23 protein-coding genes are annotated in these 23826 nt (G+C 72.2%); 9 read left to right on the top strand and 14 right to left on the bottom strand.

From position 1 onward, the window contains the following. Positions 1–46 precede the first annotated feature (46 nt). The gene (locus tag ABD169_RS14735) at positions 47–1234 is read left to right on the top strand and encodes an acyl-CoA dehydrogenase family protein (RefSeq protein WP_344033408.1); all 1188 of its coding nucleotides are present in this window, start codon (positions 47–49) and stop codon (positions 1232–1234) included. Positions 1235–1238: 4 nt separating this feature from the next. On the opposite strand, the gene ABD169_RS14730 is transcribed toward ABD169_RS14735, so the two are convergent. The 4 genes from ABD169_RS14730 to ABD169_RS14715 are packed head-to-tail and all read right to left on the bottom strand — an operon-like array spanning position 1239 to position 3796. Beyond that, complete coding sequence (locus ABD169_RS14730; protein ID WP_344033407.1) at positions 1239–1760, bottom strand: hypothetical protein; 522 nt, start codon at positions 1758–1760, stop codon at positions 1239–1241. Next, positions 1757–2272, bottom strand: coding sequence for a tetratricopeptide repeat protein (locus ABD169_RS14725; protein WP_344033406.1), 516 nt, complete (start codon positions 2270–2272; stop codon positions 1757–1759). The genes ABD169_RS14730 and ABD169_RS14725 overlap by 4 nt, the downstream gene beginning before the upstream one ends. Further along, a complete protein-coding gene (locus ABD169_RS14720) occupies positions 2269–3108 on the bottom strand; it encodes an SGNH/GDSL hydrolase family protein (RefSeq protein ID WP_344033405.1) in 840 nt (279 codons plus the stop codon). Before ABD169_RS14720 ends, ABD169_RS14725 begins: the two co-directional genes overlap by 4 nt. Before the next feature lie 10 nt (positions 3109–3118). Next, on the bottom strand, positions 3119–3796 hold the full coding sequence (locus ABD169_RS14715) for a FadR/GntR family transcriptional regulator (protein WP_344033404.1): 678 nt from the start codon (positions 3794–3796) through the stop codon (positions 3119–3121). 56 nt (positions 3797–3852) lie between these two features. On the opposite strand from ABD169_RS14715, the gene ABD169_RS14710 reads away from it, so the two are divergent. Further along, positions 3853–5073: an MFS transporter gene (locus tag ABD169_RS14710; protein WP_344033403.1), complete on the top strand. Its 1221-nt coding sequence runs from the start codon at positions 3853–3855 to the stop codon at positions 5071–5073. A 138-nt stretch (positions 5074–5211) separates the two neighbouring features. Further along, on the top strand, positions 5212–7953 hold the full coding sequence (locus ABD169_RS14705; protein WP_344033402.1) for a purple acid phosphatase family protein: 2742 nt from the start codon (positions 5212–5214) through the stop codon (positions 7951–7953). An 87-nt stretch (positions 7954–8040) separates the two neighbouring features. Here the strand turns inward: ABD169_RS14705 and ABD169_RS14700 are convergent, their stop codons facing one another. The 4 genes from ABD169_RS14700 to ABD169_RS14685 form a co-directional block, all read right to left on the bottom strand. Continuing rightward, complete coding sequence (locus tag ABD169_RS14700; RefSeq protein WP_344033400.1) at positions 8041–9450, bottom strand: class II fumarate hydratase; 1410 nt, start codon at positions 9448–9450, stop codon at positions 8041–8043. 71 nt (positions 9451–9521) lie between these two features. After that, a complete protein-coding gene (locus tag ABD169_RS14695) occupies positions 9522–10196 on the bottom strand; it encodes a carbonic anhydrase (RefSeq protein ID WP_046455578.1) in 675 nt (224 codons plus the stop codon). After that, positions 10193–10870 (bottom strand): DUF4245 domain-containing protein, encoded by a 678-nt coding sequence (locus ABD169_RS14690; protein ID WP_344033399.1) that lies wholly within the window; start codon positions 10868–10870, stop codon positions 10193–10195. The genes ABD169_RS14695 and ABD169_RS14690 overlap by 4 nt, the downstream gene beginning before the upstream one ends. Before the next feature lie 8 nt (positions 10871–10878). Beyond that, positions 10879–11121, bottom strand: a complete 243-nt coding sequence (locus tag ABD169_RS14685; protein ID WP_046455576.1) for an exodeoxyribonuclease VII small subunit — start codon at positions 11119–11121, stop codon at positions 10879–10881. A 145-nt stretch (positions 11122–11266) separates the two neighbouring features. Between ABD169_RS14685 and ABD169_RS14680 the strand changes: the two genes are divergently transcribed. Both ABD169_RS14680 and ABD169_RS14675 read left to right on the top strand, forming a co-directional pair. Further along, the gene (locus tag ABD169_RS14680; protein ID WP_046455575.1) at positions 11267–11500 is read left to right on the top strand and encodes a FitA-like ribbon-helix-helix domain-containing protein; all 234 of its coding nucleotides are present in this window, start codon (positions 11267–11269) and stop codon (positions 11498–11500) included. After that, positions 11497–11931 carry a type II toxin-antitoxin system VapC family toxin gene (locus ABD169_RS14675; RefSeq protein ID WP_046455574.1) on the top strand — a complete coding sequence of 145 codons (435 nt, stop codon included), beginning with the start codon at positions 11497–11499 and terminating at the stop codon, positions 11929–11931. The genes ABD169_RS14680 and ABD169_RS14675 overlap by 4 nt, the downstream gene beginning before the upstream one ends. A 12-nt stretch (positions 11932–11943) precedes the next feature. On the opposite strand, the gene ABD169_RS14670 is transcribed toward ABD169_RS14675, so the two are convergent. Next, positions 11944–12612, bottom strand: coding sequence for a TetR/AcrR family transcriptional regulator (locus tag ABD169_RS14670; RefSeq protein WP_344033397.1), 669 nt, complete (start codon positions 12610–12612; stop codon positions 11944–11946). A 78-nt stretch (positions 12613–12690) separates the two neighbouring features. Here ABD169_RS14670 and ABD169_RS14665 point away from each other — a divergent pair, with 78 nt between their 5' ends. After that, on the top strand, positions 12691–14091 hold the full coding sequence (locus ABD169_RS14665; RefSeq protein ID WP_344033395.1) for an amidase: 1401 nt from the start codon (positions 12691–12693) through the stop codon (positions 14089–14091). Then, positions 14088–15581: an APC family permease gene (locus ABD169_RS14660; RefSeq protein ID WP_344033394.1), complete on the top strand. Its 1494-nt coding sequence runs from the start codon at positions 14088–14090 to the stop codon at positions 15579–15581. The genes ABD169_RS14665 and ABD169_RS14660 overlap by 4 nt, the downstream gene beginning before the upstream one ends. On the opposite strand, the gene xseA is transcribed toward ABD169_RS14660, so the two are convergent. After that, on the bottom strand, positions 15578–16798 hold the full coding sequence (gene xseA / locus ABD169_RS14655; RefSeq protein WP_344033393.1) for an exodeoxyribonuclease VII large subunit: 1221 nt from the start codon (positions 16796–16798) through the stop codon (positions 15578–15580). The genes ABD169_RS14660 and xseA overlap by 4 nt on opposite strands. 141 nt (positions 16799–16939) lie before the next feature. On the opposite strand from xseA, the gene ABD169_RS14650 reads away from it, so the two are divergent. Then, a complete protein-coding gene (locus ABD169_RS14650) occupies positions 16940–17974 on the top strand; it encodes a 4-hydroxy-3-methylbut-2-enyl diphosphate reductase (RefSeq protein ID WP_344033516.1) in 1035 nt (344 codons plus the stop codon). Positions 17975–18053: 79 nt separating this feature from the next. Then, complete coding sequence (locus tag ABD169_RS14645; RefSeq protein WP_344033391.1) at positions 18054–18692, top strand: M15 family metallopeptidase; 639 nt, start codon at positions 18054–18056, stop codon at positions 18690–18692. 61 nt (positions 18693–18753) lie between these two features. Here ABD169_RS14645 and ABD169_RS14640 read toward each other — a convergent pair whose 3' ends face one another. From ABD169_RS14640 to fbaA, 4 genes are all read right to left on the bottom strand, one after another. Continuing rightward, a complete protein-coding gene (locus ABD169_RS14640; protein WP_344033390.1) occupies positions 18754–20247 on the bottom strand; it encodes a pyridoxal phosphate-dependent decarboxylase family protein in 1494 nt (497 codons plus the stop codon). Continuing rightward, positions 20244–21653 carry an MFS transporter gene (locus tag ABD169_RS14635; protein WP_425560978.1) on the bottom strand — a complete coding sequence of 470 codons (1410 nt, stop codon included), beginning with the start codon at positions 21651–21653 and terminating at the stop codon, positions 20244–20246. The genes ABD169_RS14640 and ABD169_RS14635 overlap by 4 nt, the downstream gene beginning before the upstream one ends. Before the next feature lie 129 nt (positions 21654–21782). Further along, positions 21783–22775 carry a DUF6264 family protein gene (locus ABD169_RS14630; protein WP_344033389.1) on the bottom strand — a complete coding sequence of 331 codons (993 nt, stop codon included), beginning with the start codon at positions 22773–22775 and terminating at the stop codon, positions 21783–21785. Continuing rightward, positions 22772–23800: a class II fructose-bisphosphate aldolase gene (gene fbaA / locus ABD169_RS14625; protein ID WP_046455744.1), complete on the bottom strand. Its 1029-nt coding sequence runs from the start codon at positions 23798–23800 to the stop codon at positions 22772–22774. The genes ABD169_RS14630 and fbaA overlap by 4 nt, the downstream gene beginning before the upstream one ends. Positions 23801–23826 lie beyond the last annotated feature (26 nt).

Here is a 23826-nt window from a genome sequence, read left to right as displayed (position 1 = left end):
TCGCAGGATGACGGGGTGCTCGCCCACCCCGGCGTAGGCTGAGATCGTGAGCGCTCAGACGATCGACGACCTCCTGCCCGCCCCGATGCTCCGGCGGTTCCGCGAACGGGCGGCCGGCTTCGACGCCGACAACCGCTTCTTCGCCGAGGACTTCGACGAGCTGCGAGGATCCGGGTATCTCGCGGCCGCGGTGCCCGTCGAACTGGGCGGTGCCGGCCTCGGGCTCGAGCAGCTGCTGCGCGCGCAGCGACGCCTCGCCGCCCACGCCCCGGCGACGGCGCTCGGGGCGAACATGCACCTCGTCTGGGTGCAGGTCGCCCGCTTCCTGCACGATCGCGGCGACACGAGTCTCGACTGGGTGCTGCGCGACGCGGCGGCGGGCGAGGTCTTCGCCTTCGGCGTCTCGGAGGCCGGCAACGACGCGGTGCTGATGGACGCCCGCGCGACCGCCGAGCGCGACGGCGCCGGCTACCTCGTCTCGGGCACCAAGATCTTCACGACCCTCTCGCCGGTGTGGACCCGCCTCGGCCTGCACGCGCGCAGCGAGGGCGCCGGGCAGGATCCCGAGCTGATGTTCGGCTTCGTGCGCCGCACCGCCGCCGGCGTGCGTTCCCCCGAGCAGGGCTCCGCAGGATTGCGCGAGGGGCGCATCGAGCACCCCGGCACCTGGAACCCGCTCGGCATGCGCGCGACGCAGAGCTGGACCACCCGGCTCGACCGGGTAAGGGTCGCCGAAGCCGACGTGGCCGCCCGCTTCGCACCGTTCGACGGGGCGCAGCCGCTCGTGCTCGGCATCTTCTCCTCGTTCTCGCTGCTGACCGCCTCGGTGTACGCGGGCCTCGCCGACCGGGCGCTCGAGCTCGCGACCGCGGCGGCCCGGCGTCCGGCCGGCGACGGCGACGGGATCCGCCTCGACGACCCCGACACCGGCACCCGCCTCGCGGCGGCGGTGCTCGACCACCGGGCGTCGCTCGACGCGATCGAGCTCCTCGCCCGCGACGTCGACGGGCAGCGCTCCCGGGACGACTGGTTCCTCGCGCTCGCCGCCGCGAAGAACCGCGTCACCGACGAGGCCCGCCGCGCGGTCGACGCCGCCATGCGGGCGTCAGGGGCGAGCGGCTTCCAAGCGGATTCCGAACTCGCGCGGCTCTACCGCGACGTGCTCGCCGGGATGTTCCATCCGTCGAGCTCGCGCGCGCTCACCGCGACGGCGCTCCGCGGTCTCGCCGGCTGAGCGCTCAGTCGCCGGCGGGCGCGCCAGCGGCGCCGGAGCGCAGCCGAATGCTCCACGCGGTGCCCTCCCTCTGCGCTTCCCACTGATCCGCGACTCCGCCGAGCAGTGGGATCGTGCTGCCCGCGGAGCAGAGATCGACCCGATCCCTGCTCAGGGTCAGAGTTTCGACCCCCGCCCGCGCACGGAACAGCAGCCACTGGGTGCTCTCCGTCGACTGCGTATCGATCGCGGCTGCGGCTTCCGCGAACTCGGAGGGCAGCTGGGATGTCCCTGCGTACGGGCACAGCACGACGACCCGATCCCAGGATCCGCTCGGGGTGCCGGCCTGTGGCAGGGTGAACGGCTCGCCGGTCTCGGCGTTCTGCACGAGCTGGGACTCGAAGGAGAATGCGGGCGACGCGCACGCGCTCAGGAGCGCCCCGAGCGCGGCGCAGGTTGCGATCGCGATTCCGAGTTTCGCGTGCTGCCGAGCTGCCGTGGACCGCGCTGCTCGAGCGCGCTCCGGGTCGCCCGTGGGCAGGCTCACTCCGCGTCCGCGTCCGCGCCAGCGGCGCCGGACCGCAGTTCCGCGGCGTAGCCGCGCAGGGAGCGCTGGTAGCGGGGGAGCGTCGGGATCAGCGCCTCGATCGCGACCGCGAGCGCCTCGTCCGGGCGACCGGCCGAGTGCAGCGCGAGCGCGAGGAACGCGTCGGTCGACGCGCCGAGCTCGGGGTCCCGCTCGGACTCGCGGAGCATCGCGACCGCCTCGTCGAAGCGGCCCAGGTTGCGCAGGGTCGACGCGTACTGGATGTCGAGCTGGGCGCGCGCGTTGCCCGCCAGACCGAGCTCGACCGCTCGCGCGTACTGCTCGGCCGCCTCGGCCTCGCGGCCGCCCGAATCCAAGGCTCCGCCGAGTTCGAACGGCCCGCGCGGATCCTCAGCGGGGAGCTCCGCGGCGAGGGCCGCGATCCGCTCGATCACGGTCGCCTCGTCGGCGTCCGCATCGTTCCAGACCGCGTCGACGCGGTCCTGCCAGTCGTCGTGCGTTCCGGTGCTCATGCGCTGCGCTCCAGCTGTTCGGGGGTGGTCGCGGAAGGCTCCGACGGATCGGCCGTGCCGAACCGCTCGGCCGAGGATGACCGCACCGCGTCGACGCGGGCCGCGATCGTCGGCCAGAAGGTGTCGGCCCAGATCTCGTAGCCGCGGTCGTTCGGATGGAATGCGTCCTCGGCGAACTCCGTGAGGATGCCGCGCAGGCCCCGGGCGCGGGTGGCCTCGTAGATCGGCACGACCGCGAGCCCGCGGGCCTCGGCGACCCGGCGCAGGATCGCGTTCGCCTCGTGCACCTTGCGGTCGTTCCAGGGCAGGTGGAAGCAGGGGACCTCTCCCAGCACCGTGTGGTCCGGGAGCGCGTCGAGGATCCGCGAGAGGTTGCGGTGGTACGCGACCGGATCCCACTCGGCGATGTCGTTCGCGCCGATGTCGAGGGTGACGAGATCGGGTGCCTCGCGCAGCGGCTCGACGGCCTTCGGCAGCTGGTCCCGCGCGCACAGGAACGAGGTCGCCCCCGAGACGCACAGGTTCGTCACCCGGATCGGCTCGCCCAGCTCGGCCTCGATGCGGTCGGCGAGCTGCCCGACGTAGCTCCGGCCCGGCACCGAAGCGCCGATGCCCTGACCCGTCGAGTCCCCGAGCGCCAGGTAGTGGAAGCGGCCCGGCTGCTTCCGGCGACCCCGCCACCAGTTCGCCGTGACCGGCTGCCTGTCGGAGAGCGCCATCACCGGACGGTTCGCCCAGTCGAGCGCGCGCTGCCAGCCGGTCATGCGCGCGACGCCCGCGACCGCGGCGGTCGAGAGCGCGCGCGCACCGTCGATGGGGGATCGTGCGGGCATCATGCGAACGAGCCTACTCCGCGGGCGATTGCCCGAGATCCCACTCCGCCGTGGCCGTCAGGTTGGCCCGTGCGCTCGCCGCCGCGGCCTCCGGGTCGCCGGCTCGGATCGCGGCGAGCACCCCGTCGTGCCCGCGCGGTTCGTCGCGGCGGAAGCCCTCCCGGGTCAGCACCGCTCCCATGGACTCCCTGAGCCGCGGGAGCAGCGCGGTGTAGACCTCGAACAGGATCGGGTTGTGGGCGGCGCTCGCGATCGCCTCGTGCACGGCGACGTCGGCCTCGACCCAGTGCGCGTCATCGGCCGCGGCGCGCACCCGCAGTGCGGCCTCGATCCGCCGTCGATCGTCGGCGTCGGCGCGCATCGCCGCCAGGCGGGCGAGCTCGGGCTCGAGTGCGGCGCGCGCCTCGAGGACCTCCGCGAGGCTCGCTCCGGATCGCGCCAGCGCGCCCGGTACTTCGCTGCGGGCCCGGACGAAGGTGCCGTCGCCGCGGCGGATCTCGATCATTCCGGTGTACTGGAGCGCGCGAAGGGCCTCGCGCAGGGTGCCTCGGGCGACGCCGAGCGCCGCCACGAGTTCGGGCTCGGGCGGGATCCGTTCGCCGAGGGGCCAGCGGCCCTCGACGATCTCGGCGCGGAGCCGGTCGACCACCTGATCGCTCAGCGAGGACTGGTGAACCGGGTCGAGAATCATGTATGACAGGATAGTCGAGGTCCAATGGTTGGACGTTTGACCTTTCAGGAGGAGCGGTGCGGAGTTCGGAATCACCGGCGTCGGGCAGGCCGGTCATGCTGCTCGTGGCGCTGCTGCTCGTCGCGGTCAACCTGCGCCTCGGCGTCACGAGCGCCAGCGCGCTGCTGACGGCGCTCACGGCGAGCGGGGCGCTGACCCCGGTCGCCGCGATCATCGTGCCGTCGCTGCCGACCGCGGTGTTCGCGATCGCTGGGCTCGGCACCGCCCGTCTCTCGGCACGGCTCGGCGTCGAACGGACCCTGCTGGCCGGACTCGTCGCGCTCGTGGTCGGTCTCGCGATCCGCGGGATCCCCGATCCCGCGGTCGTGGTCGCCGGAACCGTGATCGCGACGGGCGGCCTCGCCATCGTGAACATCCTCCTTCCCGCGGTCGTCCGAGTCCACTTCGGCACGCGGATCGGTCCGGTCACCACCGCCTATTCGACGCTCATGTCCCTCGGCTCCGCGGCCGCCGCCGCGACCGCCGTGCCCATCGCGACCGCGCTCGGATCGCCATCGCTGGGGCTCGCCGCCTGGGCGCTGCCCGCGCTCATCGGGCTCATCGCCTGGCTGCTCGCGATGCCGCGTCCGCGGGATCTGCCTGGGCCGCCTGCGCCCGCCGCTGCCGGAGGCGCCGAGGTCGGCGGTCGTCGGATCCCGCTGCCCGCGGGCACGCTGCTCCTCGCCGCCTACTTCTCGCTGCAGGCGCTGCTCAGCTACGTCGTGATGGGATGGCTGCCGAGCATCGCGCAGGACGCCGGGATCCCGGCCGAGCGGTCCGGACTGCTCCTCGGCATCGCGATGGCGGTCGGGGTGCCCGCGACCGTCGTGGTCGTCTCGCTCGCCGGCAGCCCGCGCCGCATGCGCGTCGGCTTCGTCCTGGTCGCCGCGTCCAGCGTCGGAGCGCTCACCGGGCTGCTGTTCGCACCCGCTGCCGCACCCGAGGTCTGGGCGGCGCTGATCGGGCTCGGCATGTGCGCGTTCCCCCTCGTGCTCGCGCTCATCGCCGGGTTCGGGGACGGCCCGGAGGAGACGGCGCGGGTGTCGAGCGTCGTGCAGTCGGCCGGCTACTCGATCGCGACCCTCGGCCCGCTCGGGGCGGGCGCACTGCACCAGTCCACCGGCACCTGGTCGATCGTGCTGATCGCGCTCGGCTGCTGCGCCGCGCTGCAGGGCGCCCTGGGCCTCGCGCTGACCCGCGTGGTGGCGCGCCGTCGGGGAACGGCCGCGCCGAGCTGACGAGCCGGGACACCCCATGGACACCCGGCGGCTACCGCGGGGCCACCGGGGGGAGACGGTGCGGCCACTCCTAGCTGGTGGAGTATCGGGGACCCCGCCCATCGGCTGGGAGAATCCCGCATAATTCGAAGGAAGTCAATGACTCGGTCATTCCCTGCAGTTCGAACGAGACGCACCGCCACCGCGCTCGCCGTCGCGGCGCTGATCGGCGGGCTCGTCGCGCCCGCCGCCGTGTCCGCAGCCTCCGCCGCTCCGACGGCGCCCGAGGTGCCGACCGCCCCGCTGGTGTCCACCGGCACCACCTGGAAGTACCTCGACGACAACACCGATCCGGCGCGCGGCGACGCGAACCTCCGCGTCTGGACGACACCGAACTACGACGACCGGGGTTGGAAGTCGGCACCGACCGGCTTCGGCGTGAAGAACAACGCGCTCGTCCCGGTCGGCCCCTTCACCCCGGCTACGAAGCTGAGCCACTACATCGACGGCACCGCCAAGCCGACGATCCCCACCTACTTCTTCCGCGCGACCTTCTCGCTCGACCAGGGCGTCGCGAAGCAGATCGAGTCCCTCGCGAGCACCGTCGTCTACGACGACGCGCTCGTCGTCTGGGTCAACGGCACCAAGGTCGCGACCTTCGAGGGCGACCGCATCACCGAGACCACGAACCTCGAGTACGCGGGCTCCGGCAAGGGCGACCCCCAGACGAGCGCGTTCTCGGTCGACGGCAAGCTGCTGCACGACGGCACCAACACGATCGCCGTGGCGCTCTACCAGGATCGCGACAGCTCCTCGGACGCCTACTTCGACATGCCGTCCCTCACCGCGGTGAAGAGCACCGTGCCCGGCGAGGTCGTGCAGGCGGCGCCCGGCCGCGTGATCCTGACGCCCACCGCGACCCCGACCACCTCGCAGGCCTTCTCCTGGCAGGCGGGCGACGTCTCGCACACCGTCGGGAAGGTCGAGATCGGCCCGGCGGGCGGCGGCGATACCCGCACGATCGACGGGTACGCGGCGGGCACGGTGAACAACAACGCCAAGCAGCACTTCTCGGCGACCGTCGACGGACTGACCCCGGCCACGGCCTACCGCTACCGCGTGGGTCTGCCCGGCAGCTGGAGCGAGTGGTACGAGTTCACCACCGCCGACCCGAGGGCCACCGACTTCCAGTTCGTCTACTACGGCGACGCGCAGGTCGGCCTCGACACGACCTGGCCGAGCGTGGTCAAGCAGGCCGAGGCGAAGGCGACCCGCTCGATCGGTTCGGTGCACGCCGGCGACCTCATCAACACCGGCACCAACGACACCGAGTGGAACAACTGGTTCACGGGGATGGCGCAGTCCGCCACCCGCACGAACGTGATGGCGGCCCCGGGCAACCACGAGTACACCGGCGGCGACAACATGCTCAAGTCGTGGAAGGCGCACTTCGAGTACCCCCTCAACCAGCCGAACACCGGAACCATCGGCGAGCTCGCCAAGCTCGCGCAGGGCGACTCCGACGTCGCGCGCCAGTACGCGGCGTACTTCGCGCACTGGACCGAGTTCGCGGCCGAGACGGTCTACTACACCGACTACCAGAACGTCCGGTTCATCACGCTGAACGCGACCCGCGACACCGCGTTCCTGAAGCCGGCGAACCTGCCCGCCTGCACCGGCGCCGAGTGCCCGAGCACCAAGGTGCAGGAGCTCTGGACCCAGTACCAGGCCGCGTGGCTCGACCACGTGCTGAAGAACAGCCCGTCGAAGTGGAACGTCGTGACGTTCCACCAGCCCGTCTACTCGACCTCGTCGGGACGCGATGAGCCGGTGCTCCGCAAGTACTGGGTGCCGGTGTTCGAGGAGAACGGCGTGGACCTGGTGCTCATGGGCCACGACCACACCTACGGCCGGGGGTACAAGAACTCCGACAAGACCGGCACGACCGGCCTCACCACCGGGCCCGTGTACGCGGTCTCGAACTCGGGCGCGAAGCACTACGACCTCGCGACCGAAGAGAAGAACGTGTGGACGAACAACGGCGCCACGCAGGTGCTCCGCGGCGAGAACGTCACCACCTACCAGGTGATCGACGTGAGCGGCGATCAGCTGGTCTACCGCTCCTACCTCGCGGAGAAGGTCGACGGCGCCCGCAGCTTTAAGCTCGTGCCGGACGCCGCGGGCGAGCGCCCCGTCTACGCCCCGAACGAGGTCCCCGCGGTCGGCGGTCTCTACGACCAGTTCACCGTCACCAAGTACGCGACGGGTGAGAAGTGGGTCACCGAAGCCGGCGTCGAGACGCCCGCCGGTCCGAAGCTGTCGCTCGGCGCGGCCTCGGTGCAGCAGGGCGGCAAGATCGCCGTGTCGGGCTCGGGCTTCGTCCCGGGTACCAAGGTCGGCATCGAGCTGCACTCGACCCCGGTCGCGCTCGGCGAGGCCACCGTCGGCGACGACCGCGCCTTCTCGCAGGAGGTCGCGATCCCGGCGAACGCCGAAGCGGGCGAGCACCGCATCGTCGCGAAGCTGCCGAACGGGGCCGAGGTCTCGGCGCCGCTGAGCGTGACCGCGGTCGACGGCGGTGCCGCGGCCGGAACGGACGGCGGATCGTCCGCCGCCGCGAACGGCTCAGCGAACACCGGAGCCGGATCGGACGCGGGCTCGGGCGCCGGGGCGAACGCCGCAGCGTCCGGTTCGTCGGACGTCACCGGGACCGCGAGCTCCGAGGCGACCATCGAGACGAAGGGGAACGCCGACGGCTCGAAGCCGGGCGGGGGGAAGACCGACGGTCTCGCCACCACCGGTGGCGCCGACTGGCTGCCGCTCGGCATCGTCGGTGCCGGCCTGCTCGCCGCGGGAGCGATCCTCGTGCTGGCGCGCCGCCGGACGGCCGCGCAGCAGTAGGGATCGTGCGGTCGGAACGGCCGCAGGACAGAGGACGGGCCCCGGGATCTTCGATCCCGGGGCCCGTCCTCTTGCGGTGTCGGCGCGTTACTTCGCGACGCCCGGGTGGGTCATCGAGAGCAGGTCGAGGGCCTTGTCGAGGTCGGCCTCGGTGACCTCGCCGCGCTCCACGTAGCCGAGGTCGATGACGGCCTCGCGCACGGTGATGCCCTTCTTGACGGAGTGCTTCGCGATCTTCGCCGCGGCCTCGTAACCGATGAGGCGGTTCAGCGGGGTCACGGTCGACGGGCTCATGCCGGCGAGGGCCGCGGCGCGCTCGAGGTTCGCCTCGAGACCGGCGACGGTCTTGTCGGCGAGCACGGTCGATGCGTTCGCGAGCAGGCGGATCGACTCGAGCAGCGCGGTGCCCATGACGGGGATCTGCACGTTCAGCTCGAAGGAGCCCGAAGCACCCGCCCAGGCGATGGTCGCGTCGTTGCCGATGACCCGCGCGCAGACCATGAGCACGGCCTCGGGAACGACGGGGTTGACCTTGCCCGGCATGATCGAGGAGCCCGGCTGCAGGTCGGGGATGTGGAGCTCGGCGAGGCCCGTGTTGGGGCCCGATCCCATCCAACGGATGTCGTTGTTGATCTTGGTCAGCGACACGGCGATGGTGCGCAGCGCGCCCGAGGCCTCGACGAGGCCGTCGCGGTTCGCCTGCGCCTCGAAGTGGTTGCGCGCCTCGGTGATGGGCAGGCCGCTCGACTGGGCGATCTCGGCGATGACCTTCTCGGGGAAGCCGAGCGGGGTATTGATGCCGGTGCCGACGGCGGTGCCGCCCTGCGGGACCTCGGCCACGCGGGGGAGGGCCGCGTCGATGCGCTCGATGCCGTAGCGGATCTGCGCGGCGAAGCCGCCGAACTCCTGGCCGAGGGTGACGGGGGTGGCGTCCATGAGGTGGGTGCGGCCGGACTTGACGGCGGTCTTCCACAGCTCGGCCTTGGCCTCGAACGCCTCGGCGAGGTGCGCGAGGGCCGGCTTCAGCTGCTCGATGAGCGCGCCGGTCACGGCGATGTGCACCGAGGTGGGGAACACGTCGTTCGACGACTGCGAAGCGTTGACGTGGTCGTTCGGGTGGACGGGGGCGCCGAGGTGCTTCGTCGCGAGGGTCGCGAGGACCTCGTTCATGTTCATGTTCGAGGAGGTGCCCGAGCCGGTCTGGTAGGTGTCGACCGGGAACATGTCGTGGTGATCGCCCGCGATGATCTCGTCGGCCGCGGCGACGATCGCGTCCGCGATCGCGGCGTCGAGGATCCCGAGATCCTTGTTGGCGATGGCCGCTGCGCGCTTGATGCGCGCGAGGGCGACGATCTGCGCGGGCTCGAGGCCCTTGCCCGAGATGGGGAAGTTCTCGACGGCGCGCTGCGTCTGCGCGGCGTACAGCGCGTTCTTCGGAACGCGGACCTCGCCCATGGTGTCGTGCTCGATGCGGTACTCGGTTTCGGTCACTGTCATCCTTTTTCTTCTCGTCGTCCTGCTCGCGGGAGCTGCCGCGCCGCAGGACCGGTCTGGTGGGGTCGGAACGGTCAGCTGAGGGGTGCGAGCTCGAGCGCGAGCGGCCCGACGGCGGTGTACGGCACGGCGCGGCCCTCGGTCAGGCGGTACTGGCAGCCCACGATGCCGAGCTCGCCGCGATCGACGGCATCGCTGATCGTGCGCGAGGTGCGCAGCAGCTCGTTCACGGTCGCCGCGAGGTGGATCCGGCCGATCGCGTTCGCGTCGACCTCGCTCGCGTCGGCGTACGGGGTGTCGTGGCGGTCGCGGAGCCAGAACTGCTGCACCGAGGGTTGGATCGGGGCCAGGGTGTTCCGCACCGAATCCGTGACCGGCGACGGCGTGCGGCTCGACTGGTCGATCGCTGCGGCGACGGCGCCGCAGGAGTCGTGCGCGAGCACCACGATGAGCGAGGCGCCCAGCGCCGACACCGCGTACTCCATCGAGGCGGTGATCGATTCGGCGACGACGTGGCCCATGTTGCGTGCGATGAACAGGTCGCCGAGGCCGCAGTCGAAGATGATCTCGGCGGCGAGGCGGGAGTCGGAGCAGCCGAACAGCGCGACGTCGGGCGACTGCGCGTTGACGAGCTCGGAGCGGCGCTCCACGTCCTGGTTCGGATGTTTCGAGACGCCGCTGATGAACCGTTCGTTCCCGGCGATGAAGGCGTCCCAGGCCTGCTGGGGGGTGACGCGCGGCGTGCTCACTTCGCGGCTCCGTTCTGCGCGGCCTGCATCGCGACGGCGTCGGCCAGCTGCTCAATGGTCTTGGTGGGTGCGGTGCCGTAGACGAGGAACGTCGAGGCGTCGATGACGGTCTGGTACCCCGTGCGCAGGTTGCTCTTGTCGGGGCTGCGGTCGGGATGCACGTACGCGGTCCAGCCGACCCCGCCGATGGACTGGGTGCCGGTCGCGGAGGTGTTCTCGAGCTGCTCGGCGATCCAGGTCTCGTTGACGGGCGACCCGTCGGCGGTGAAGGCCTGCACGACCGCGGCGTACTGCTTGTCGGGGGTCGTGTATCCGATGTACCAGTAGGTGATGCCGCCGGTCTTGGAGGAGCGCAGCTCGGCCTGCTTCGCGTTCCAGCCGTCGGGGAGTTTCGGTGCGACGAGCGGCTGCCCGGCCGTCGGCGACGCCTCTGAGGCGAGTTGCGCGACGTCGACCGATCGGTCGGCGAAGTCGCCGCCGGTGCCGTGGGGCACCATCAGGTAGATGCCGAACACGACGGCGACGCTCACGATGAGCGAGAACACGAGGTTGTTGACGGTCTTGCGCTGCCGGTAGAGGCGGCTGTCGCGCGCCTTGCGCGCCGCGGTCTCGGACGGGGTCTCGGGGCGGCCGAGCTCCGCGACGACGACGGGTGCCTTGGTCTTCTTCGCCATCGGGGTGATCAGGCCTCCGGGCTCTCTGCGGATGCCGCGTCGCCGCCGCGGCGAGCGGCTTCGAGGCGACGGCGCGCACCGAGCAGCCATTCCTCGCAGCGGGCCGCGAGGCGTTCGCCGCGCTCCCAGAGCTCGAGGGACTCCTCGAGGGTGCTGCCGCCCTGCTCGAGTCGGTTCACCACCTGAACGAGTTCGTCGCGCGCTTCTTCATAGCTGAGCGCGTCGGGATCCGGTCTGTCGGAAGCGGCCATGCCTGTCAGTCTACCCGTGGCGCGCTGGGGGCGGGCTCGGGCTGCTCGGGAGCGATCCGCTCCGCGGCTCGACGCCCGCCGACCGGCGGTGATAGCCAAAACGCTATCGACGTGATATCATCCATGCTATCGAGAGGGGGAGCTCATGTCCACGATTCTGGTGAGATCGCTCGACGAGTCGGTCAAGCTCCGCCTCGCGGCGCAGGCTCGGCTGCACGGCCGGTCGATGGAGGCCGAGGTGCGCGAGATCCTGACGCGGGCCGTCGCCCGACCGAACATCGGCGTCGCGCTGGCGGACGCGGCTCGCGAAGCCGGCGGGGTCGATGACCTCGTCCTCCCACGGCGCGATGACGTCGCGCGCGTGGTGGAGTTCGAATGATCGTCCTCGACACGAACGTCGTCTCGGAGCTCATGCGGGTCGAACCGGACGGACGGGTGCTCACGTGGATCGTCACTACGGAGGAGCGTGTCGCGATCACCGCGGTCACGCTCGCCGAACTGCTCGCCGGATTGCGCAGACTTCCGGACGGGCACCGAAAGATCGCGCTCCGCGACCGGGTGGAGGCCGTGGTCTCCGAATATCGCGGATCCGGCGCGGTGCTCGCGTTCGACGAGGACGCGGCGGCGGAGTACGCCGAGATCCTCGCGATGCGTGAGCGCGCGGGGCTTCCCATCGCGACGGCGGACGCCCAGATCGCGGCGATCTGCGCGGCGAAGGGCGCGATCTGCGCGACCCGCAACACCCGGGACTTCGTCGGCACGGGCGTCGAGGTCTTCGATCCGTGGTCGGGTGAGTTCGCGCTGAGCTGACCGGGGTCGCCCTCAGTCCGCCGCGCCCTCGGTGGAATCCCGGGCGGATCCGGCCCGGGTCGCCTCGAAGCCGAGCAGCACCGCCGCGACGCCGCGGTCGTACATCTCGGGCGCGCGGAGATCGCCGAGCGCCGCCGCGGTGCGCGCTGATCCGGGCGTCTCCTCGCGGGTCGTCGTGCGCGCCCACACCACCAGGAAGCCCGTCGCGAAGGCGTCGGCGAGGCCGAGGGCGGTGCGCGCCTCGTCCGCGCTCAGCCCGGTGCGCTCGAGCGCGGCGACGACCCCTTCGAGGTGCGGGGCGACCGGCGGTAGGTCGTAGGGGGCGAGTGCCAGCAGCTCGAAGGAGCGCGGGTGCCGCATCGCGAGAGCCCGGTAGGAGTCGAGCACTCCCGAGAGCAGGCCGCGCCAGGTGCCGTCGCTCTCCGCGGCGATCCGGTCGGCGTCCACCTCGGCGATCAGTTGCTCGACGATCGCGGTCAGCAGGTCGTCCCGGTTGCGGACGTGGGTGTAGAGGGTCATGGTGCCGCAGTCGAGCTCGGTCGCCAGTGCGCGCATCGTGAGCCGCTCGATCCCCAGCTGCTCGACCAGCTCGATCGCCGCTGCGGCGATCGAAGCGCGGTCGAGGGCGCCGCGGGCCCGCGTGCTGCGGCGGGGCGACGGGGGCTCGTGCTTCGGGGGCATGTGCGCTATCGTAACGGATCGTACAATGTACGGTACGCAGTACGGGGCGCGATGGAGCGCCTCGGGAACGGAGACCTCATGGATCTGCACCACCTGACCGCGACCGAGGCCGTCGGCCGGTTCCGACGGCGCGAGCTCTCACCGGTCGAGCTGCTCGACGCGGTCGTCGCCCGGGCCGCCGCGACCGAACCGGTCGTGAACGCGATGACCGAGGAGTTCCTCGACGAGGCCTACGACGCGGCTCGCGCTTCCGAGGCCCGCTACTCGCGGGGCGAGGCGCGCCCGCTCGAGGGCGTTCCCCTGGTCCTGAAGGAGGAGCAGCCCATCGCCGGTCGGCTCGCCGAAGAGGGATCGCTGCTCGAACGGGGGACGATCGCCGACGTCACCCACCCCATCGTCGAGCGGATCTTCGATGCCGGCGCCGTGGTGCATGGGCGCGCGACCACTCCCGAGTTCTGCTGCGCTCCGGTCACCCACACCAAGCTCTGGGGGGTCACCCGCAACCCCCACAACCCCGAGATGACGCCCGGCGGCTCCTCCGGCGGCTCGGGCGCCGTGCTCGCCGCGGGATCAACCGTGCTCGCGACGGGCTCCGACATCGGCGGCTCGATCCGCATCCCGTCCTCCTACTGCGGCGTCGTCGGCTTCAAGCCGCCGTTCGCCCGCGTGCCCGGTCTCGCGCCGTTCAACAGCGACACCTACTGCGCCGACGGCCCGATGGGACGCAGCGTCGCCGATGTCGCGATGCTGCAGAACGTCATCTCGGGCCCGTGGGCGGGCGATCCGGCCTCCCTGCGGCCCGCGATCACCGTGTCGGGGGCGGTCGAGTCGCTCGCCGGGGTCCGGATCGCGCTGAGCTACACCCTCGGCGGGTACCGCCCCGATCCCGCGGTCGTCGCGAACACCGCGGCGTTCGCGGAGGCGCTGCGCGCGCGGGGCGCCATCGTCGACGAGATCGACGACGCGCTGCTGCCCTGGGGCCCCGACCGGGTGCTCGAGACGGCGTGGGCGCACTTCGGGGCCGTCATGGGGCCGTTCATCGAGAGCGTCGGGCAGGCGCATCCCGACACCGTCGACCAGCTCATGCCCTACACCCGCGCATTCATCGTCTCCACCGCGGGCGCCGGGGGATACGTGCCGGGGCTCGAAGCCGAGAGCGCGTTCTACCGGCCCCTCGGCGAACTGCTGGAGCGCTACGACGCGCTGCTGTGCCCGACCATCGCGAACACGGGTCTCGCCGCCGACGAACCCTGCACCGATTCGGCCGCGATCTTCTCGGAGCTCATGACGCTGCCGTTCAACGTGGTCGGCCGGGTTCCCGTGCTCGCCGTGCCGTCGGGCCGCGCGCCGAACGGGGTGCCGACCGGCGTGCAGATCGTGGGCCGCACCTTCGACGACGCCACGGTGTTCCGCATCGGCGCGGCCGCCGAGGCGGAGCTCGACCTGTGGACCCGCGCCGAGTGGTGGCCGGCGCTGTGACCGAGAGCACGACGGCGCGGGTGCCCGCGAAGAGCGCTTCCGCGAGCGGATCCGCCGGCCTGCGGGGCGGTTCGCTCGGCGTCGCCGACATCGTCTTCTTCGTGGTGGCCGCCGCCGCACCGCTCGCGGTCGTGGCCGGCGCGGCCCCGCTCGCGTTCCGTCTGGGCGGGGTCGGCGCCGCGGGCGCCTACGTCTTCTCGGGTCTCGTCTACCTGGCGTGCGCTGCCGGGCTGACGGCCTTCGCTCGGCACGTGCGCAGCGCCGGGGCGTTCTACGCCTTCGTCGCGCGCGGACTCGGGCGTCCGCCCGCGGTCGGCACCGCGATCGTCGCGCTCATCTCGTACGCGCTGATCTGCTTCGGGTTCTTCGGCTTCCTCGGGTTCTACGCGCAGTCGTCGATCGCCGACCTGACCGGGATCGACCTGCACTGGTCGGTCTACGCGTTCATCGGCGTCGCCGTGGTCGGGGTGCTGGGGTACCGCCAGATCACGATCGGCGCGAAGGTGCTCGGCGTGCTGATGTGCGCGGAGGTGCTGATCCTTCTGGCGATCTCGGTCGCCGTGCTCGCGACCGAGGGGACGAGCCACTTCAGTCTCGAGCCGTTCTCCCCGGCGCGGGTGCTCGACTCCGGGGCCGGCGGCATGTTCGTGATGGCGCTGGGCGCGTTCCTCGGCTTCGAGAGCACGGCGATCTATTCGGAGGAGGCGAAGAACCCCGCGCGGACCGTTCCGCGCGCCACCTACTTCGCCGTGGCCTTCCTCGGGATCTTCTACGGATTCGTGACCTGGATCGCCACCGCGGCGCTCGGGGTCGACGGCCTCGAGGAGCTGGCGGGCTCCGATGCGTTCCAGGGGATGTACTTCCTGTTCGCGAGCGACTACCTCGGTCCCTGGGCCAAAGCGGCCATGGACGTGCTGATGATCACCAGCCTGTTCGCGGCCACCCTCGCGTTCCACAACGCGACCTCCCGCTACCTCTTCGCCCTCGGGCGGGAGCGGATCATGCCCCGCTTCTTCGGCGCAGCGCATTCGCGCTTCGCCTCGCCGGCCCGAGCGAGCCTCGCGGTCACGATCGGGGCCGCGGCGCTGGTGCTCGTCACGGTGCTGCTGAACGGCGACCCGTATCTGCACCTGCTGCTCTGGACCAACGGGGTCGGCATCGTCGGCATCGTGCTGCTGCAGCTGCTCTGCATGATCGCCGTGATCCGGTTCTTCCGCAGGGATCGGCGCGGGCACGGGGTGTTCCGCGTGTTCATCGCACCGGCTCTCGGCGCCGTCGGTCTGGCGGTGGGGCTCTGGCTGATGCTCGGCAACTTCGAGCTGCTCACCGGCATGGACGGGTGGGCGAACGCCTGGCTCGTCGCGCCGATGATCGTGCTCGGCCTCGCGGGTACCGCGTGGGCCGTGCGGATGCGGCGCAGGGATCCCGCTCGCTACGCGAGGCTCGGGAACGGCGAAGAGGCGTCTCCCGAATCTGCCGAGGAGGGCTAGGAAGCGACGCCGTCCGAGGTCGCGGCGACGCGGCCGCCGGCCAGCGACAGACTGAGCGCTGCGCCGGCGGGCGCGTCGGCGGGGTCGCGCAGCACCGATCCGTCGGCCAGCTGCGCGATCGCGTAGCCGCGGTCGAGCGTGCCCTGCGGCGAGAGCGTCGTCAGGCGTGCGCGCAGCTCGAGGATCGTGCGGTCGCGCTCCTCGACCGCGCGGTCGACGAGTTCCGTGCCGCGCGCGATCCAGCGCACCAGCTCCTCCGCGCGCTCGTCGACGATGCGCTCGGGCTGCTGCATCGACGGACGGGATCGCAGCTGGGCGATCCGATCCGTCTCGTGCGCCAGCAGGTGCCCGAGACGCGAGCTCATACGACTGCGTGCGCCGTCGATGCCGGCCAGTTCCTCGCCGACGTCGGGCACCACGCGCTTCGCCGCGTCGGTCGGGGTCGAGGCGCGCAGGTCGGCGACCTCGTCGAGCAGCGGGCGGTCGGCCTCGTGCCCGATCGCGCTCACGATCGGCGTCGTCGCCTCGGCCGCGGCGCGCAGCACGCCCTCGTCGCTGAACGGCAGCAGGTGCTGGAAATCGCCGCCGCCGCGGGCGACGATGATGACCTCGACCTCGGGGTCGGCGTCGAGCGCGCGGATCCCCGCGGCGACCTCGGCCGCCGCGCGGTCGCCCTGCACGGCGCTGTAGTGGATCTTGAACCGGACCCCGGGCCAACGCAGGGTCGCGTTGCGCACGACGTCCTTCTCGGCGTCGGAGTCGCGGCCGGTGACGAGTCCGATGAGCCCCGGCAGGAACGGCAGCGGGCGCTTGCGCTCCGCGTCGAACAGCCCCTCGGCCTGGAGCTGCTTGCGCAGCCGCTCGAGGCGCTCGAGCAGTTCGCCGATGCCGACGTGCGACAGCTCGAACACCTGCATCGTGAGGGACCCGCCCTTGACCCAGAAGTTCGGCTTGACGAGCGCGATGACGCGGTCGCCCTGCGCGAAGTCGCCGGTCAGACCCCGCGCGACCGACTGCCAGATCGTGAAGCTCACGGTCGCGTCCTGCGAGAGGTCCTTGAGCTTGCCGTAGACGTGCCCGCCGCGCACCTGCCACTGCGTGATCTCGCCCTCGACCCACACGGTGCCGAGGCGCTCGATCCAGTCGCGGATCTTCTGGCTCATCAGGCCGACGGGCCAGGGCGCCTCTCGCGTCGCCGGTGCGGTGGGCTCGGACATGGGGCCAGCCTAGCCGGACCGGCACCGCTGAGCCTCCGCGCAGGGCGGGCATTTACACTGGGGAGCATGAACGCGACCACCGCGGATGCGCCGCAGATGCCGGACCAGCGCACCATCGGAGCCCCGGTGGTGAGCCTCGCGATGCCGCGCCTGCGTCGCGAGGTCGGACGGCTGAAGGATCTGCCCGTCGACGGGGCCAAGCAGGTGCTGCTCGCGGCTCCGCGGGGGTACTGCGCCGGCGTCGACCGCGCGGTGGTCGCGGTCGAGAAGGCGCTCGATCGATTCGGCGCTCCCGTCTACGTGCGCAAGCAGATCGTGCACAACGTCCACGTGGTGCGCACGCTCGAGCAGATGGGGGCGATCTTCGTCGAGGAGGTCGACGAGGTGCCCGAGGGTGCGAACGTCGTGTTCTCGGCGCACGGCGTCTCTCCTGCCGTGGTCGAGGCTGCCGCCGATCGGGGACTGCACGCGATCGATGCGACCTGCCCGCTCGTCACCAAGGTGCACCGCGAGGCCGTGCGCTTCGCGAAGCAGGATCTCGAGATCCTGCTCATCGGGCACACCGGGCACGAGGAGGTCGAGGGCACCGCCGGCGAGGCACCCGATCACATCACGATCGTGAACTCGCCCGACGACGTCGACACCCTCGAGGTGAGCGATCCCGAACGGCTCGTCTGGTTGTCGCAGACCACGCTCTCGGTCGACGAGACCATGGAGACGGTGCGCCGTCTCCGTGAGAAGTTCCCGAAGCTGCAGGATCCGCCGAGCGACGACATCTGCTACGCCACGCAGAACCGGCAGGTCGCCATCAAGCAGATCGCGCCGCGCGCCGATCTCGTGATCGTGGTCGGGTCTGCCAACTCCTCCAATTCGGTGCGGCTCAAGGAGGTCGCGCTCGAGTACGGGGCGAAGGCCGCGTACCGCGTCGACTTCGCGAGCGAGGTGCGGCAGGAGTGGCTCGACGGGGTGCGCACCGTCGGCGTGACGAGCGGCGCCTCGGTGCCGGAGGTGCTCGTGCAGGAGCTGCTCGACGATCTCGCCGACGCGGGGTACGCCGATGTGCGCGCGACGGTCACCGCCGAGGAGGACCTGGTCTTCTCGCTGCCGAAGGAGCTGCGCCAGGACGCCTCCGGCAAGCGCGACGAGCGCGCGCTCGGCGGCCGCGTCCGCGGCTGACGGCCGTTCCTCCGGCGTATCGTCCGCGTATGCTCCGTGCGCTACGCCGCGGCAACACCCGCTCCGATGGAATCGGAGCATGCACACCGAAGCACGACGCAATCGAATCCCGATCCTGCTGGCGCTGATCGCGGCGGCGGCCACCGTCACCGCCGTGGCGCTCGCCGGCTGCTCCGGCAAGCTGCACGCGCCGGGCGGCACCACGATGCCCGTCGGCGGACCCAGCGCTGCGCAGCGGACCGAGCAGCCGCAGCAGTCGCAGCAACCGCAGCAGCCCGAGGGCGACGGCTCCATCCAGGGCGACAACGGCATCGCCGTCGACGCCGATCACGCCGCGATCACCGGGCTGAAGCCCGAGCTGCACGCCGCACTCCTGCGCGCCGCCGAGGGGGCGAAGGAGGCGGGCGTCGAACTGCGGGTCACCTCGGGGTGGCGCAGCCGCGAGCTGCAGCAGCAGCTCCTCGACGCCGCCGTGCAGCAGTACGGCAGCGAAGCGGAGGCGAGCAAGTGGGTGGACACCCCCGATCGCTCGCTGCACGTCACGGGGGACGCGGTCGACGTCGGGATGCTCGACGCCTCGATCTGGCTCGGCGACAACGGGCAGCGCTTCGGCCTCTGCCGGGCGTTCGAGAACGAGCGCTGGCACTTCGAGCTCGCACCCGACGGCGGCACCGGGCAGTGCCCGGCTCTGCTGCCGGACCCGTCGTTCCGGCGCTGACGTCGGGGCGTGCGAACCGGCCGGCAGGTCCGGTCGGGCGTCGGCCGGCGCCCGACCGCCGTCAGGGCTCGCTGACCCGGGCGATCAGCTCGCTGAGCAGCGCCTCGGCCACGGGAGCGGGGAGCCGCTCGACGAGCGCCATGAGCGGGGCGAGCCGGCTCGGGACGGCGCTGCCCGATCCGCCGCCGGCCCCCGCGAGACGCAGGATCCGCCAGGCCGCCGCCGGGCCCGGGACCCGGCCGCCGGGGCCGTAGCCCAGCAGCCGCATCGCCGCGAGCGCAGCCGCGGGGTTCGCGGGAGCGCGACCCCGCGCCCGCTCGGCGGCGCGGCGCAGGGCCGCGCCGAACTCGGGCACGACCGCGTCGAGCACCGGCGTGATCGTGAGATGCGCGCTGTGCGGGATCCGGACCCCGTCGGCCTGGACGTATCCCGGCTGATGCTGGATCCGGAACCCCTCCTCGGCCATCGCGTCGGCCAGATGGTGCGGATCCACCCGCTCGACCTCGGGCACCGACACGTCGGCGACGAGCGCGATCGCGGGGCCGACGGGCGAGCCCATCACCGCGATCCCCTCGATCGCGGCCGCCGCCGCGGCGATTCCGCGGGTCGCGGCGACGGTGCGCGCGGTCAGCTCGGCGTAGCCGTCGGCTCCGAGGTGTTGCACGATCGCCCAGGCCGCGGCGAGGGGCGAGGCGGAGCGGGAGCCGAGCAGCGTCGGGTTGACCACGGGGTATCCGGGCCAGCGGGTCGTCGCGAAGAACTGCGAGCGGTGCCGTGCGCGCCCCCGGTGCAGCAGCACCGAGACGCCCTTCGGGGCGAACCCGAACTTGTGCAGGTCGGCCGACAGGCTCGTGACCCCCGGCAGTCGGAAGTCCCAGACCGGAACGCCCGGCCACCAGGGCAGGGCGAGGCCGCCGAAACAGGCGTCGACGTGGCAGTCGATGCCCCGAGCCCGCGCGGCGTCCGACACCTCGCGGATCGGATCGACCGCTCCGCTCGGGTAGGCCGGAGCCGAGACGACGACGAGCGCGACATCGTCGTCGAGGCGCGACAGCATCGACTCGGCGCTCACCGAGCCGTCGGCGGCGCACGGCACCGGATCCCAGTCGAGGTCGAAGGCGCGAGCCGCCTTCTGGAACGCGGCGTGCGCGGTCGCGGGCGCCAGGAGTCGTGGTCGGGCGTGCGCGCGATCCGGAGACGCGGCGCGCCAGCGATCCCGAGCCGACTTCACCGCGAGCAGGCAGCTCTCGGTGCCGCCGCTCGTGATGCTGCCCACGACCCGGCCCGGGCCGAAGCGCGGCCCGTGCACGGCGGACCGGACGAACGCGACGAGGTCGCGCTCCATCGCCGCGATCGAGGGGAAGGCGGTCGGATCGAGTCCGTTGAGCGGCCGCGCGATCTCGGCGGCGCGGTGCGCGAGCTCATCGATCTCGGGTCGGCCCGGATCGTAGACGTAGGCGAGGATCCGGCCGCCGTGGGTCGGCGCATCGTGCTCGCGCAGTTCGCGCAGGCGGTCGAGCACCCGTGCGGGGTCGAGGCGGGGTTCGGAGGTCATGCGGGCTCCTCGGTCGCGGTGATGTCGTGCTCGCGCAGTCGGTAGCGCGCCAGCACCGCCAGGCTGGCGAGCATGAGCAGCGCGGGCAGGAAGCTGAACGAGAGCGCGATGCCCGAGATCGCCGAGCCCGGCTGCTCGACGTGGACCCCGGCCGTCGACTCGACGTAGCCGGTGAGGGCGAGCACGATCGTCAGCACGGTCGAACCGAGGGCCATGCCGGTGGTCTCGCCCGCGGTCCAGACTCCGCCGAAGATCCCGGCGCGGTCCGCGCCGCCGGCCCGGTCGTGGCTGATGACGTCGGGGAGCATCGCCATGGGCAGGGTCTGCATGCCCGCGTAGGCGGCGCCCGCCAGGGCGACCGGGGCGAGGATCCACCAGCCGGGAGCCCAGGTCATGCCGATGAGCAGCACCGAGGCGAGCAGGAACACCACGCTCGCGAGCCGGAAGGCGCGCTCCTTGCCGATCCGATCCGCGAGGATCCGCCACAGCGGGGAGACGAGCAGCGCCGGCGCGATCAGCGCGACGAACAGCAGCGTGACCGCTCCCTCGTCGCCCAGGATCCAGCGCGCGACGAACTGCGCGCCGGCCAGCATGAGCCCGGTCGCGAGACCCTGCAGCACGAATGTGCCGAGCAGCGCACGGAACGGCTGGCTCTCGCGCAGCGCGGCGAGCCCCTCGCGGTAGTGCTCGAGCAGGCCGGATCCGAAGCGCCCGCGGGGTGCGGTCGGCGCCGCGGGCATCGGGGCGCCGCGCGGCGCGACGCGGGCGGCGACGAGCATGCCCGCCGAGAGCACGAGCCCGGCGACGATCGCCATGACCAGGTATCCGACGAGCGGATGCTCGGGGAACAGGCCGCGCAGCTCGGGACCGCCCGCGCCGAACAGCAGGATCGCGATCGTCAGCACGATCACCCGCCAGGTCAGCAGCCGGGTCCGCTCGCGGTACCCCGAGGTGAGTTCCGCGGGCAGCGCGATGTAGGGCACCTGGAACAGGCTGAAGCAGGTCGCCGCGAGCACGAAGGCGATGAGCACCCAGAGCGCGGCGAGCGCCGGCGGCGTGCCGGCCGGCACGGCGAAGGTGAGCGCGAACGCGATCGGCAGCCCGATCGCGCCGAGCAGCATGGGGCCGCGGCGCGAGCCGGTGCGCTGCCGGGTGCGGTCGCTGAGCCCGCCGATGAGCGGGTCGATCAGCACGTCCCAGACCTTCGCGAGCGTGACGATGGCGCCGGCTGCGAGCGCGGTGACCCCGAGCGAGTCGGTCAGGTAGTAGACGAGCACCAGCCCCGGGAGCGTGGCGAAGCCTCCCGTGCCGAGCGACCCCGCGGCGTAGCGCATCACGGTGGAGCCGGGCAGGCGATCGCTCGGGCCGGAGCCCGCGCCGGTGCCGGGATTCGTCGCTGAAACCATGCGCTCAGCGTAGCGGGATCGGAGCCGGGAGCCGCACGGCGAACGGCTCGAACGCGCGGACGGGAACGACGCGGGCCCGGGAGCCGAAGCTCCCGGGCCCGCGATTCGCCTGCGGCGTCGGAGCCGGGGCTAGTTCGAAGTGGTCGAGCGCATGCTCTCGAGGAGCTTGCTGATCGCGTCGGGATCCTGCGATGCCTGCAGGAGCTCCGGCGACGATGCCACGGCGGCGATCGCGAGGACGAAGAACAGCAGGAACGCGACCACGCCCGCGATGAGCGGCACGAAGAACGTGAGCTTGTTCGCGCGGAGACGCCGGACCGAGAGGATCAGGCTGACCGCGTAGATCGCCAGCACGACGATCGCGCAGACGATGCCGACGGGGCCGAGCCAGCTCGGCGGCGTGTAGTCCGAGAGGCCCAGCATCTCGGCGGTCTTCTGCTGCGCCTGCGGGAACCGGTACAGCTCGAACGCCGTATTCAGCGCTCCGAACGCGCCGATCACGAGCAGGAAGACCGTGATCACGCGATCCGCGGTGCGCGGCTTGGTCGGCTGCGGAGGAGCGTGCTGCGGCAGCGGGGCCTGGGCGGGAGCCGGCTGCTGCGGGTGCTGCTGCATCTGCTGCTGGCCGGGCGCGCCGGTGGGCAGCGGCGTGGCCGAGTGCTGCGCGCCGGCCTGGTGCACCGCCGGGGGAGCCGCGACCGCGGATCCCTGCTGCGGAGCGGTGGCGCCGCGGCTCGCGGGCGCACCGAGGTTGTGCGGCACGCCGGGCAGGCGGGTCGGCACCTCAGCCTCGCCCGAGAGGTCGCTCGGGCCGGTAGCCGGGCTCGCGGTCGGCACCGGACCGGGCGTCGACTGCGGGGCGGTCGCCGGTGTCGCAGCGGGGGCCGAGCCGGCCTCCTGCGGCGGGGTCCAGCTCCAGCCCTCCGGTGCGTACTCGCCGTACGCGGGACGCGGGCGCGGATCCGCCGGGGCGGAGGCCGGCGAGGCCGGCGGCTGCTCGGTCACGGCGGCGGGCTCGGCCGCCGGTGCTGCCGCAGGCTCGGGTGCTGCCGCGGGCTCGGGGAGCGCTGCCGTGCCCGGAGCGTCCGCGGCCGGTCGGTCCTCGGGACGGGGATCCGTCACGCGCTCACCGACTTGCCGGCGGAACCGAGCTGCTGCGCGGCCTCGACGATGCGCGCCGCCATCGAGGTCTCGGCGGCCTTGCCCCAGGCGCGCGGGTCGTACTGCTTCTTGTTGCCGACCTCGCCGTCGATCTTGAGCACGCCCTCGTAGTTGCGGAACATCGAGTCCGCGACGGCGCGCGTGAACGCGTACTGCGTGTCGGTGTCGATGTTCATCTTGATGACGCCGTTGGAGACGGCCTCGGCGATCTCCTCGGCGGTCGAGCCGGATCCGCCGTGGAAGACGAGGTCGAGCGGCTTCGCACCGGTGCCGTACTTCGCCTGCAGGCCGTCCTGGATCTCCTTCAGCAGCGCGGGGCGCAGCTGCACGTTGCCCGGCTTGTACACGCCGTGCACGTTGCCGAAGGTGAGCGCGGTGAGGTAGCGGCCCTGCTCGCCGAGGCCGAGCGCCTCGACGGTCGCGATGGCGTCGTCGAGCGTCGTGTAGAGCTGATCGTTGATCTCGTGGCTGACGCCGTCCTCCTCGCCGCCGACGACGCCGATCTCGACCTCGAGGATGCTGCCGATGGCGTGCAGGCGGGGGAGGAGCTGCTGGGCGAGCTCCAGGTTCTCGGCGAGCGGCACGGCCGAGCCGTCCCACATGTGCGACTGGAAGTAGGGCAGCCCGCCCTCGCGCACGCGCTCCTCGCTCGCGGCGACGAGCGGCAGGAGGAAGCCCTCGAGCGCGTCCTTCGGGCAGTGGTCGGTGTGCAGCGCGACGGTCACGTCGTAGGCCTTGGCGACCTCCTCCGCGTACTTGGCGAACGCGATCGCGCCGCCCGCGCGGTTCTTGATCGTGTGGCCGGCGAAGTAGTCGGCGCCGCCGGTCGAGACCTGGATGATGCCGTCGGATCCCGCCTCCGCGAAGCCCTGCAGCGCCGCGTTCAGCGTCTGAGAGCTCGAGACGTTGATCGCGGGGAATGCGAAACTGCCGCTCTTGGCGGCGTCGAGCATGGCGGCGTACTGTTCCGGGCTGGCAACGGGCATCGGTGCTCCTTGGCGTCGTGACGTGT

The sequence above is a fragment of the Leucobacter iarius genome (assembly GCF_039530105.1).
Classification (GTDB): domain Bacteria; phylum Actinomycetota; class Actinomycetes; order Actinomycetales; family Microbacteriaceae; genus Leucobacter; species Leucobacter iarius.
The sequence above is the reverse complement of the archived record's forward strand: the minus strand, read 5'-3'. Positions and strand labels throughout refer to the sequence as shown.

What these genes read in the sequence shown, in the direction of transcription:
- ABD169_RS14705 (WP_344033402.1), top strand. Translation starts at nt 5,212, where the DNA reads ATGACTCGGTCATTCCCTGCAGTTCGAACGAGACGCACCGCCACCGCG.
- ABD169_RS14640 (WP_344033390.1), bottom strand. Translation starts at nt 20,247, where the DNA reads ATGACCTCCGAACCCCGCCTCGACCCCGCACGGGTGCTCGACCGCCTG.
- ABD169_RS14670 (WP_344033397.1), bottom strand. Translation starts at nt 12,612, where the DNA reads ATGCCCCCGAAGCACGAGCCCCCGTCGCCCCGCCGCAGCACGCGGGCC.
- ABD169_RS14690 (WP_344033399.1), bottom strand. Translation starts at nt 10,870, where the DNA reads ATGGCGAAGAAGACCAAGGCACCCGTCGTCGTCGCGGAGCTCGGCCGC.
- ABD169_RS14680 (WP_046455575.1), top strand. Translation starts at nt 11,267, where the DNA reads ATGTCCACGATTCTGGTGAGATCGCTCGACGAGTCGGTCAAGCTCCGC.
- ABD169_RS14700 (WP_344033400.1), bottom strand. Translation starts at nt 9,450, where the DNA reads ATGACAGTGACCGAAACCGAGTACCGCATCGAGCACGACACCATGGGC.
- ABD169_RS14645 (WP_344033391.1), top strand. Translation starts at nt 18,054, where the DNA reads ATGCACACCGAAGCACGACGCAATCGAATCCCGATCCTGCTGGCGCTG.
- ABD169_RS14665 (WP_344033395.1), top strand. Translation starts at nt 12,691, where the DNA reads ATGGATCTGCACCACCTGACCGCGACCGAGGCCGTCGGCCGGTTCCGA.
- ABD169_RS14720 (WP_344033405.1), bottom strand. Translation starts at nt 3,108, where the DNA reads ATGATGCCCGCACGATCCCCCATCGACGGTGCGCGCGCGCTCTCGACC.
- ABD169_RS14685 (WP_046455576.1), bottom strand. Translation starts at nt 11,121, where the DNA reads ATGGCCGCTTCCGACAGACCGGATCCCGACGCGCTCAGCTATGAAGAA.
- ABD169_RS14650 (WP_344033516.1), top strand. Translation starts at nt 16,940, where the DNA reads ATGCCGCGCCTGCGTCGCGAGGTCGGACGGCTGAAGGATCTGCCCGTC.
- fbaA (WP_046455744.1), bottom strand. Translation starts at nt 23,800, where the DNA reads ATGCCCGTTGCCAGCCCGGAACAGTACGCCGCCATGCTCGACGCCGCC.
- ABD169_RS14675 (WP_046455574.1), top strand. Translation starts at nt 11,497, where the DNA reads ATGATCGTCCTCGACACGAACGTCGTCTCGGAGCTCATGCGGGTCGAA.
- ABD169_RS14635 (WP_425560978.1), bottom strand. Translation starts at nt 21,653, where the DNA reads ATGGTTTCAGCGACGAATCCCGGCACCGGCGCGGGCTCCGGCCCGAGC.
- ABD169_RS14715 (WP_344033404.1), bottom strand. Translation starts at nt 3,796, where the DNA reads ATGATTCTCGACCCGGTTCACCAGTCCTCGCTGAGCGATCAGGTGGTC.
- xseA (WP_344033393.1), bottom strand. Translation starts at nt 16,798, where the DNA reads ATGTCCGAGCCCACCGCACCGGCGACGCGAGAGGCGCCCTGGCCCGTC.
- ABD169_RS14725 (WP_344033406.1), bottom strand. Translation starts at nt 2,272, where the DNA reads ATGAGCACCGGAACGCACGACGACTGGCAGGACCGCGTCGACGCGGTC.